General features: G+C 40.0%; 8 protein-coding genes. All 8 read left to right on the plus strand.

Annotation, left to right across the window (positions count from 1 at the left end; genetic code table 11):
• The first annotated feature begins 25 nt into the window (after positions 1 to 25).
• Positions 26 to 1123: a helix-turn-helix domain-containing protein gene (locus tag QE450_RS01940; RefSeq protein ID WP_307296415.1), complete on the plus strand. Its 1098-nt coding sequence runs from the start codon at positions 26 to 28 to the stop codon at positions 1121 to 1123.
• A gap of 421 nt (positions 1124 to 1544) precedes the next feature.
• Complete coding sequence (gene chvE, locus QE450_RS01945) at positions 1545 to 2630, plus strand: multiple monosaccharide ABC transporter substrate-binding protein (protein WP_273615183.1); 1086 nt, start codon at positions 1545 to 1547, stop codon at positions 2628 to 2630.
• Between the two features lie 436 nt (positions 2631 to 3066).
• Positions 3067 to 4599 carry a multiple monosaccharide ABC transporter ATP-binding protein gene (mmsA, locus tag QE450_RS01950; protein WP_307296418.1) on the plus strand — a complete coding sequence of 511 codons (1533 nt, stop codon included), beginning with the start codon at positions 3067 to 3069 and terminating at the stop codon, positions 4597 to 4599.
• Positions 4600 to 4666: 67 nt separating this feature from the next.
• On the plus strand, positions 4667 to 5869 hold the full coding sequence (mmsB, locus tag QE450_RS01955) for a multiple monosaccharide ABC transporter permease (protein WP_273615185.1): 1203 nt from the start codon (positions 4667 to 4669) through the stop codon (positions 5867 to 5869).
• Between the two features lie 325 nt (positions 5870 to 6194).
• Positions 6195 to 7172, plus strand: a complete 978-nt coding sequence (locus tag QE450_RS01960; protein WP_307296420.1) for an ABC transporter permease — start codon at positions 6195 to 6197, stop codon at positions 7170 to 7172.
• Positions 7173 to 7640: 468 nt separating this feature from the next.
• Positions 7641 to 8525, plus strand: coding sequence for a carbohydrate ABC transporter permease (locus QE450_RS01965; protein ID WP_373462034.1), 885 nt, complete (start codon positions 7641 to 7643; stop codon positions 8523 to 8525).
• A gap of 90 nt (positions 8526 to 8615) precedes the next feature.
• On the plus strand, positions 8616 to 10286 hold the full coding sequence (locus QE450_RS01970; RefSeq protein ID WP_274170723.1) for an extracellular solute-binding protein: 1671 nt from the start codon (positions 8616 to 8618) through the stop codon (positions 10284 to 10286).
• A gap of 252 nt (positions 10287 to 10538) precedes the next feature.
• Complete coding sequence (locus QE450_RS01975) at positions 10539 to 12419, plus strand: sensor histidine kinase (protein WP_307296424.1); 1881 nt, start codon at positions 10539 to 10541, stop codon at positions 12417 to 12419.

Raw genomic sequence — 12419 nt, forward strand, 5'->3', positions numbered from 1 at the left:
ATAAGATCAGAAAGGAGAAGTGATCATGAACGATTGGATTCAAGAGATGATCGATTGGATTGAAGCCCATCTATTTGAAGATTTTTCATTGCTTCGGTTGAGCGAGAAAATGGGCTATTCCCCGTATTATTGTTCATTCAAATTCCGCCATCACACAGGAGTGAGTATTAAAAGTTATCGTACCCTTCGGAGATTATACGTAGCATCGATTTCTCTGATAAACAGCCAAGAGCGCATACTCGATATCGCGATCGAACATGGTTATTCTTCTCAAGAAGCATTTGCTAGAGCGTTCAAAGATGTATTTGGTGTAACCCCCATGACCTTTCGCAAGCAACAGAAGCCGTGGCAATCGTATTTCAAACTCAATATCGAACAAGGAGAGGATATCACGATGATAGACATTTCTCAAAAATTAGTCATTACCGAATTACAAAATCAATTAACCGCTTTTACCGATCAAGATATTCTTAATGTATTGAACGGGCAAGTGATGTTTGAACAATTTCGTACACAAGAATTAATGGGCAAAAGTGAATATGTACCTTTTAACGAAGCAATGTGTGTACATGAGTCAACCGCCGATATTTTCAGCCACGCCTTCAACCAAATTCGTGCAGACGGACACCATAGCTCATTAGCAGGATATGAGCAGATTGTAGTTGAACCATTGACTCCATTATTAACCAAAGACTATCGCTGTATCGTTCTCTGGTTCGGAGAAGATATGTTCTGCCAGATCAATCTGTTGACCATACTCGCTTATCTGGAGCAATCCGGTTACGCTGGCATTGTCTATTTCAATGCCGTACAGGAGCAGACTTACGATGTACAACAAACGGAGATACCATTAGGCGGATATACGTCAGTGTATCGTGAAGTATTGTTAGACAAGAAAATGCCAGACGTTCAGTTGATGCCTGTGATGTACCAAGGCATTTCATTGTACCTAGACCTGCACCAAGACGATAATGAACTAACCCGCTACATTTTGAGTCATCCCAAAGAAAGCAAAGAAGAGATCATGCACAATATGCTGAAATTATTCCAACGCTACGGACTTGGCGATCGGCAGTATTTGGAGTTGATTGAGAAGGTAAGAGGAGAGAAGCAACCACAATAACTATCTAAAGCCCCCCCAATCACAACCTATAAAGCTTTCAAAAGAGCAACCCTGATAAATAAAATCAGAGTTGCTCTTCTTGTTGAATACCCATTGATCAATCAAACTACAAAAGCTTTTAAAATCATAAATCTTTCCCTGCTCACCCCACCCCATGAAATGCAGGTGCATCAAGCGAAGGGGAGAGAATCATTCTGAAAGTCGCCTTGTAAGGATCCCATCCTTACTGCGACTGCAAGAAGATTCGCTCCCCGTAGCAAACTACCTCATTTCCCCCCAACTAATAATTATGTCCGATTTTTATAAAAAAGGTCGGTTTATCAAAAAGACTCCCAATCTTTACCATGTTATTATACATAAAAGAAAGCGTTACCAAAATAAAAGACGTTCACTGAACACCTACTCGAAAGGAGAATAACTGATGAAAAGAGGATCGTTATTAACCTTGATCATCCTCATGATGTTTACCTTATCTGCCTGTAATCTTGCGGAGAGCAGTGCAGGAAGTAAGGAAAAGGGATATATCGGCATCTCGATGCCGACCAAGTCATCGGCACGCTGGGTGGCAGATGGTAGCAACATGGTGAAGCTTTTCCAATCTAAAGGATACAAAACCGATCTGCAATATGCAGAAGATGTAGTCGAGAATCAGATTTCTCAGATTGAAAATATGATCACCAAGCAAGTCGATGTGATCGTTATCGCTTCGGTAGATGGTAATACGTTAACCGATGTCATTAGCAAAGCACATGCACAGGGTATTCAAGTTATCGCGTATGATCGCCTGATTATGAATACAGGATACTTAAGTTACTACGCGACTTTTGATAATTTCAAAGTCGGGGTGCTACAAGCATCGTACATTGAAGATAAGTTAGGACTGAAAAAAGGCAAAGGCCCTTTCAATATCGAGCTTTTTGGCGGTTCACCGGATGATAATAATGCGTACTTCTTTTTCAATGGAGCTATGTCTATCCTGCAACCGTACATCGATTCAGGCAAGTTAGTCGTTCGTAGTAATCAGAAAACGATGGCACAGATTTCAACCCTACGCTGGGATGGCGCTTTAGCCCAATCTCGTATGGATAATCTAGTCAGCGCTTATTACGCCGATGCCAATCTGGATGCTGTTCTTTCGCCTTATGATGGTATCAGTATCGGTATTATTTCATCACTAAAAGGTGTAGGTTACGGATCAGCAGAGAAACCGTTACCTGTAATCACCGGACAAGATGGTGAATTAGCATCGATCAAATCGATCGTTGCTGGCGAACAAACACAAACGATTTTCAAAGATACACGCCAACTTGCTGAAAAAACAGCAGATATGGTAGACAGCATCTTGCAAGGCAAAAAAGCCGAAGTCAACGATACCAAATCATACAACAATAATATTATGGTCGTGCCAGCATACCTGCTAGACCCAATCTCAGTAGACAAATCCAACGTCCAAAAAATCATTATCGACAGCGGATACTATACCGAAGCAGAAGTGAAAGGGAACTAATTCATATCTCACTTCGCAGAATTCTAGTCCTTAAACAAATTACGTTTTTTAAATAACAAACATGCCGGAGCGAAACTTGTATACCAAGTACATGCTTTAATCCAATTCATCAGTCTCTAATCTCAAAACAAACTAATGCTCTACCCTTAAAAAAACTGCCAACCTCACCCAACAAGTGGACAAAACATGCCCTTAATCTCTAAATCTTTAATTATTAATCTCTAATCCCTAAATCTTTCCCATCTTTTAAAAGGAAAGCGTACGTGCCAACGGAGCGAAGGGAGAGGAATCATTCTGAAAGTCGCCTTGTAAGGATCCCATCCTTACCGCGACTGCAAGAAGATTCCCCTCCCGTAGCGTCTCCCATCACCGTACGCCATCACCACCAACTCAAGAGTGTTTTTTTCACTCCCACCACTATGAAAGGAGCACCACCATGTCCAACAACATCATTTTAGAAATGAAAAATATCACCAAAACATTCCCCGGTGTGAAAGCATTGGAAAATGTAAACTTGCAAGTCAAACAAGGTGAAATCCATGCACTGTGTGGCGAAAATGGCGCTGGCAAATCCACGCTCATGAAAGTACTCAGTGGTGTCTACGGATATGGAACCTACGAAGGCGATATTATTTTTCAAGGTAAAACCTGTGAATTTCGCGATATTAAGCAAAGTGAAGAACTAGGCATCGTTATTATCCATCAAGAACTAGCTTTGATTCCTTACCTATCGATTGCTGAAAATATTTTTCTCGGTAATGAACGTAAAAAAGGTGGCATTATCGATTGGAATGAGACGCTTCAACGGACGCAAGAATTGCTGACCAAAGTAGGTTTGAACGAATCACCGAATACGCTAATTACCAATATCGGAGTCGGTAAACAGCAATTGGTAGAGATCGCCAAAGCACTATCCAAAGAAGTAAAATTGCTGATTTTGGATGAACCGACAGCAGCTTTGAATGAAAATGATAGCGAGAATTTGCTCCAACTGATGCTTGAATTTAAACGTCAAGGTATCTCCTGTATTCTAATCTCTCACAAGTTAAATGAAATCTCCAAAGTCGCGGATTCAGTAACTATTTTGCGAGATGGCCAAACGATTGAGACGCTGGATATGCACAAAGACGAGATTACCGAAGACCGGATCATTAGCGGAATGGTAGGACGTGATCTGACTCATCGTTATCCACAGCGTGAACCGAAGATCGGCGAAGTGGTACTTGAGGTCAAAGATTGGAATGTATTCCATGAGCAACATGCAGACCGCCAGATGATTCACAATGCTAACTTGAATCTACGTCGTGGTGAGATTGTAGGAATTGCTGGATTGATGGGCTCCGGTCGTACCGAGCTGGTCATGAGTATTTTCGGCAAATCGTATGGCAAAAAAATAAATGGTACATTGATCAAAAACGGTAAGCCGATCACCAATAATACCGTTACCCAGGCTATCGATAATGGATTTGCTTATGTGACTGAAGATCGCAAAAACTACGGTCTGATTCTAATGGATGATATTAAGCGCAATATTTCATTAACCGGACTTGGCAAAATCACCAAAAATACCGTCGTCAATGAGCAAGAAGAAGTGATGGTTGCTGAAGATATGCGTAAACAAATGAAAATCAAAACACCAAATATTTTGCAGAAAACAGGCAATCTTAGCGGTGGGAATCAGCAGAAAGTCGTACTGGGAAAATGGATCTTTTCCGGTCCAGATATTCTAATTCTGGATGAACCTACACGCGGTATTGATGTAGGCGCCAAATACGAAATTTATACGATTATTAATCGCCTTGCAGACGAAGGCAAAACGGTTCTTGTCATTTCATCAGAATTACCAGAAATTCTAGGGATCTGTGATCGTATTTATGTGATGAATGCAGGGCGGATTACCGGTGAAGTGAGCCGTGAAGAAGCGACTCAGGAAAAACTAATGACCTATATGACACGCAGTTCTTCTTAATGCAATTGTTCTGCACGAAAACGTTACATTCAATCTATTTAAAAAACGAAAGGGGTTAGCATAACGTATGTCTACATTAACCAAGCCAGAGGCAAAAAAAGAATCGACACTTGGCAAAATGTTTAAAGGAAATATTCGTCAGTACGGCATGATTATCGCATTACTATTTATTATGTTACTATTTGAAGTTTTAACAGGAGGTTTGCTACTCAAACCGATCAATATTACCAACCTGATTTTGCAAAATAGTTACATACTGGTACTTGCGATCGGAATGGTACTTGTTATTATCACCGGGCATATTGATCTGTCGGTTGGTTCTATCGCAGCGTTTGTTGGTGCGGTATCGGCAATCTTTATGGTGCAATGGCAAATGAACCCAATCTTAGCGGTTGTGTTATCGATTGTAATCGGTGGATTGATCGGTGCATGGCAAGGATTCTGGGTTGCTTATGTACGAATACCCGCCTTTATCGTAACCCTTGCCGGGATGTTATTATTCCGTGGATTAACGATGATCGTGTTGGAAGGGCAGTCCATTTCGCCATTCCCGAATGGTTTCCAGAAGATCAGTTCAGGCTTTATCCCTGACTTTTCGAATATGGCTACGAATATTGTAGCTGTGCTTGCCGGAATTGCCTTATCGATTCTTTACATTGTAACTGAACTGCGTAATCGTTCAGCACAACGCAAATATAACTTTGATACGGGATCACAAGCGATCTTCCTTGTGAAAATGATTCTGGTAGTTGCTGTTATCAATGCTTTCACTATTGTACTGGCTAGTTATGCAGGGATTCCAACTATTCTAGTACTGTTATTCTTGCTTATTATTATCTACTCTTTTGTGATGAACAAAACAGTGATGGGTCGTCATGTATATGCGATCGGTGGTAATGAAAAAGCAGCGGGATTATCCGGTGTTAAAACGAAAAAAGTAACATTCTGGGTATTTGTGAATATGGGCGTATTGGCTGCTGTATCAGGGTTGATCTTCGCAGCTCGTCTAAATGCAGCTACACCAAGAGCAGGAACCAACTTTGAGCTAGATGCGATTGCAGCTTGTTTTATCGGTGGTGCTTCCGCTTCAGGTGGTATCGGAACAGTATTCGGAGCGATTATCGGTGGTCTGGTTATGGGTGTACTGAATAACGGTATGTCTCTTGTAGGACTAGGTATCGACTGGCAACAAGGCATCAAAGGTCTGGTATTACTACTTGCGGTAGCATTTGATATTTATAACAAAAACAAAGGTACATCATCTGTATAAAAAAAGTTCTGCGATAACGTAAACGTAGCATGTAAATCAGATGGTTACGATACCGAATTAAAATCATTCATTCTAACAAAATAATTATCCCAAACCGTCAGGACAATACGTTCTGGCGGTTTTTAGTTGTGTTCACCCGAAAAATGGTACACATGATACGAAATATGAAGCATTACCGATCTAACATCAGCACGCTATAATTAATTCATTAAATGTAATCGCTTACATAAAAAGAAAGAAGATGGATAACATTGATTCCATAAACGGAGGATAGGAGACTACAGCGACACAGACATCGATAGAGAACGTAAAGGAGGATTTATTTATGGATACAGATATCAAAAGAGAATCCAAAACCACAAGAAAAACAAAAGATAAAGTTACCACTTCACCTACCAAACGCTGGTTCCGCCGACTGTATACTCAGCGACATTTGCAGGTGATGGCATTGCTTGGTGTCGTCTGGATGTTGATTTTTAACTATATTCCTATGTACGGCATTATTATTGCGTTCAAAGAATTTAATATTGTTGAAAGTATTGCCGAGGCACCGTGGGTCGGATGGGAGCACTTTAAAGCATTTATGGATGATGAAAATCTACCTGATGTGATCCGTAATACGCTAGGAATCAGCTTAATCAAGCTATTTATCGGATTTCCACTACCGATTATTTTCGCTCTTTTTCTAAATGAATTACGGTCAGTACGTTTCAAAAAAGCAGTTCAAACGATCTCTTACTTACCGCATTTTCTATCATGGGTTATTCTTGGTGGTATTTTGACGACATGGTTAGCCGATGTCGGGATTATCAACAATGTCTTAATGGCACTGCATTTGATCAAAGAACCCATCTCTTACTTAGCGGAACCGCAATACTTCTGGACGATTGTGATCACATCTGATATTTGGAAAGAACTCGGGTGGTCAGCGATTATCTATCTGGCTGCGATGGCAGGTGTATCTCCAGAAATGTATGAAGCGGCTACGATCGATGGCGCAGGACGTTTTCAAAAAATGTGGTACATTACGTTGCCCGGTATCCAAGCCACGATTGCGATTCTATTTATTCTAGCAGTCAGCGGTGTACTGAACTCTAACTTTGACCAAATTCTCGTTTTACGGAACTCGCTCAACGAGAGTGCTAGTAACGTTATCGATATCTATGTTTATCAAACGGGTCTATTATCCGGACGCTTCTCGTACTCAACAGCTATCGGTCTTATCAAATCGATTATCGCTTTGATTTTACTGGTCATTGCTAATCAGGTGACGAAGAAGCTAAACAACACTTCACTCTTTTAAAAGGGGGTGGGGGGTGAGCGTTAGCCGCTTTGAGAATAGAATGTTCTTGTCGTCGCTGTTAAGGATGAATATTTTGATCACTGCTTTTAGCAGTAAATATTAATCCTTAAAGGCGAGCGCTTCGCTCTTTCAGAACACTCTATTCTCGCCGCTAAAGCTACCCTGGGTGGGGGAGGGGCAGGAAAGATTAGTTAGTTGAAAGACTTTACTGCTTCAATGATTTAGCTATGAGTTTTTAAGCTGCTAACTCCCCAACCAAGCTCTTGCACGAAGCATAATCTCTTGACTTACCGAATTTGATCTATTGCTTTTAAATTTTTGCGTTTAATTCTCTGTACTTAGATCACTGTACTTAAATAAAGCAATTCATCTTTAAATCTCTTAATCTTTAATCTGAAAATGCTTTAAAAGAAAGTGCGCCTGAAAGACCCCTCACTCTAATGGTAAAGGAGAATGACGATGATTAGTATGAAGGCAGATCGTAAGACGCGTGGTGAAGCGATTTTTGATACATTGAATACAGTATTGATGATCTTGATTTGTTTTATTACGCTGTATCCGATCTGGTATGTGCTTGTGAATGCACTGAATGAAGGAACCGATGCGATGCGTGGTGGGATTTATTGGTGGCCACGAATATTTAGTCTGGAAAGCTTCAAAGCGGTATTCCAGAGCCCGGGTATTATGCAAGCGATGTGGATTACTGTAGCTAAGACGTTGATTGGTACAGTCATACATGTATTTTTTACAGCAATGGTAGCTTACGCCTTGTCTCGAAAAGGGTTGATCGGAGGCAAAGTCTATATCTGGATCGGAACGATCACTTTATTTTTCAGTGGCGGATTGATTCCTACCTTTTTGTTGATGAAGGATTTACAGTTGTTAGATAACTTTTTGGTATATATTATTCCAGCGATGTTTAGCTTTTTCGATCTTATTATCTTTATGACCTTTTTCCGTGAAATACCGGAAGGACTAGAAGAAGCCGCGCGGATTGATGGTGCGAATGATTGGTCGATTTTCCTACGGGTTGTATTGCCAGTGTCTATGCCTGTTATCGCCACGATTGCTCTCTTTCATGGAGTGTTCCAGTGGAATGATTATTTTACAGGTATGATCTATATGAATGATACCAGTCTACAACCGATCCAGACGTACCTTTACCGTGTTGTTGCTGAATCTAGCTCTAACCAGATGCTTTCTGCGGTACCGGGAGGAATTACACGTTCAGTGACATCGCAGTCGATCAAATTGGCTACAATGGTCGTTACAACGATGCCAATCGTATTCGTTTATCCATTTTTACAAAAATACTTTGTGAAAGGCATGATGATTGGTTCGATTAAAGGCTAAGTCTGATTCGTTTGCTAGTCAAAGCGGTAACAGCTTGTTCACCTGATATGAATAACCAATGATTACAAATAGAAAAGGGGTATTGATCTGATGAAACGAAATATAAATCATCGCAAATGGCACAAACCTGCATTGATGCTAACGCTAGCTAGCTTGATGATGTTCACTACAGCTTGTTCTTACTTTGGTGGAGGAAGTAAAAGTGCATCTGAACAAAATAATACACCGGTCAAAGCGGCTTCAGCCAATGAACCGGGTTGGAAAGTAGATACATCACCGATTACATTTGACTGGTATATGAACTTCTCCTGGTACACTGGAAGTGATTGGGGCACTGATCCAACAAGCCAATATGTAACAAAGAAAACAGGGGTTAGCTTAAACTTTATTGTGCCTGCTGGTAATGAAAATGAAAAACTAAATACAATGATTGCTTCTGGTAAATTGCCTGACTTTATCACACTCGCATGGGGTGAAGATGCAGTCAAAAAAATGATCGAAGGTAAGTTGGTTTTGCCACTGAATGAATTAGCAGACCAGTATGATCCTTATTTCTACAAAGTAACCGATCCAGCCAAATTAGCATGGTACACTCAGCCAGATGGTAATGTATATGGATATCCGAATGCGTCTTCTTCTCCTGCGGATTTTGCAAAATACGGCAAAAATTATTTGTCCAATCAGGTGTTTGTTGTACGCAAAGATATGTATGAAGCACTAGGTAAACCAGATATGCGTACACCGGAAGGATTTTTGAAAGCGCTCAATATGGCAAAAGAGAAATTCCCTGAAGTGAATGGACAGCCACTAATTCCACTAGGATTACACGAATTTACGGAAAACGGGAACTATTCATTAGAAGGATATTTGCAGAATTTCTTAGCAATCCCGATGGAAAAAGACGGCAAGCTGTATGATCGTACAACCGATCCAGAATACCTGCGCTGGCTCAAAACGTTCCGTCAAGCAAATCAAAATGGATTATTATCCAAAGATATCTTTATCGACAAACGCTCGCAAATGGAAGAAAAAATAGCACAAGGACGTTACTTTGCAATGTTGTATCAACGTAGTGACTTTAATACACAACAAAATGCACTTTATGCTAAAGATCCTAATTCAGTCTATATCGCAGTTGATGGCCCGTCTGATTCCAAATTAGATCAACCTATCTTATCAGGGCCGGTCATCTCAGGATGGACAGTAACCTTAATTTCTAAAAATGTCAAAGACAAAGCACGTGCGATCCGTTTCCTTGAATATATGATTAGTGAAGAAGGACAAAAAGACTTCTATTTAGGTGAAAAAGGAGTCACATATGATACTGTAGATGGCAAAGATCAATTTAAACCTGAAGTATTGAAATCACTGAACAGTGATCGTTCAGAATTTGATACCAAGTATGGTGCTTCTCATAAATACTGGATGCAAATGAACACGAATATCACCGATCAATGGAAACCAGAGAGTGTAGAACCATTCAAACAAATGGAAGAATGGACGAAAGGCAAAACAGTTAGTGCGTCTGAATTTGATCAATTGAATCCAACAGGCAATTCACCAGAAGGAATTATCAATACCAAAATCTCACAACTATGGGGTAAGACATTACCTAAATTGTTGTTAGCTTCTTCTGATAGTGAGTTTGATCAGATCTTTAACGAATACTTGAGTAAACGTGAAGCAGATGGATTAGCCAAAGTACAAGCTTATCAACAAACAGAATATGAGAAAAATAAAGCCAAACTAGAAGCACAATAAAAGAGCAGATAGCGATCCAAATTGCATACAATAGTATAAAAAGGGACTTGAGCAGAAGCCTATTCTGTAAAAGTCCCTTTTTGTACACAATTTTCCAGTTAATTGAGTTACAATAGAATACATAGTTTAACCGCTTACATTTATAAGTTGTGATCATCATTGTAGTTGTTGGATAGGGAGGAATAGATTACGTTTCGTCAAATTATACAGCCTTTTCTGCATTGGCTGAACACTCTTTCTTTACAAAGTCGATTGATCGGCACCTATATTATTGTGATTTTGTTACCGACTACAGCAGTATCATTATATTTTTATAATCAGGTCAATGAAACGTATATTGAAGATACACGGCTTAAAAGTATAGATGCGTTGCAAAATGAGAAACAGGTTTTGTTAACACAGATTGAAACGATGGAACGTGCAGCCCAGCTAGCTTTATCAGACAAAGAAGTGATTCAATATCTTGCTGGCAATGAAAGTGCACCTACGTCAGATTTAATAGAGTTTAACAACAGTTTTTATACCAATCTGGCACAAATTGAGATTAATAACCCGACTATTTTACATCTTCGTTTATATAGTGCTAGTGAATACACTTATGAGATTTGGCCGATTTTTTTTCAGGAAAAGCGAGTACAGGATCAGCCATGGTACAAGCTTGCGCGTATGTTAGGTGATCTTGAAGGATGGTATGTGCAACAGCAAGATTTATCACGACCTTCTGACCGTACCAGAGTGCCTGAACTTGATCCACCGAAAATATCATTGTTACGCGAAATTCAGTTACCTAAAGGACATCATGCCGGTATTGTACAGGTCGATATGTTGTTATCCAATTTTGCTCCACGTACGTATGGAACTTTACAGGAAGATGAATCGCAAATGTTGCTGTTAGATGCAGGCGGTGGATATATCCCTTCTTCTCCTCAGGATAAGAAGTATACCGCTCCTTTACAACAATGGTTGAAAGAGAATCAAGTACAAGCCAAGAACCCATCATATCAAGTAGAACACCAGTCGGTAGACAACTACACAACAGACGAAAACATGTCTTCAATTCGGTATACCGATCAAGGCAATGCTTATTTAGCGACATCTACCCGGATCGATCGATTAGGGGCGCAGTTGGTTCATATCGTTTCATTAGAAAAAGTACTACAAGATACGAAGCGTGCTCGTAATGGTATTGTGCTGTTGAATATCGGATTTATTTTGTTGGTATCTCTTATTACGTATCTCGCAAATACGATTATTCTTAAAAATCTACGCCGATTAACAGCCGCTATGAAAAAAGTACGTCGTGGTGAACTTCATCATGGGGTCAAAGTGGATGGAGGAGGAGAGATTGGAGAACTGGCATATCATTTTAATCGGATGACACTCACGATTAATGAATTAATAGCCCAAGCTGTCAGCAAGCAAGCTTTGATGAAAGAAGCTGAACTGCGTACGTTATATAGCCAGATTGATGCTCATTTTCTCTATAATACGCTTGAAAATATCAAAATGTTAGCCGAGATCGAAGATCAGCGCCACATCTCGGATGCGTTAACTTCACTTGGTGGAATGATGCGTTATAACTTCAAATGGTCGGGTGAATATGTGAAATTGAGCGAAGAAATACGTCATATTCATAATTATATCGATGTTATGAATATCCGTTTTGAAGAGCCGGTTCAACTTCATATTGATATTCCAGCGTTATTGCTAGAGCTAGAAATCCTAAAAATGTCTTTACAACCATTAGTTGAAAATGCATTTAAACACGCTTGGAATGAAGATGAATATATAGAACGATGCTTAATGATTCAGGTTGTTGCCGAACCGGATCGAGTGATTACTGTAACGGTTCAAGACAACGGTAGTGGAATGAGTCAGGCGCAATTAGAAGCGTTACAACAATGGATTCATATGCCAGACGAACCTCATCATTCTCATATAAACAATAGCTATCCTGCACATGCGTCTGAAGAACAGCAGTCACGTAAAGGTGGAATAGGTATGCGCAATGTACAGAGACGACTTGCTTTATTTTATGGAGAAGATTACGGGCTACATATTACCAGTGCTTTGGGAGAAGGAACGATTGTAACTTTACGCTTTCCGAAAGTACTGCTCACAGGAGGAGAATGA

Source organism: Paenibacillus sp. SORGH_AS_0306 (assembly GCF_030819345.1).
GTDB lineage: Bacteria > Bacillota > Bacilli > Paenibacillales > Paenibacillaceae > Saccharibacillus > Saccharibacillus kyungheensis.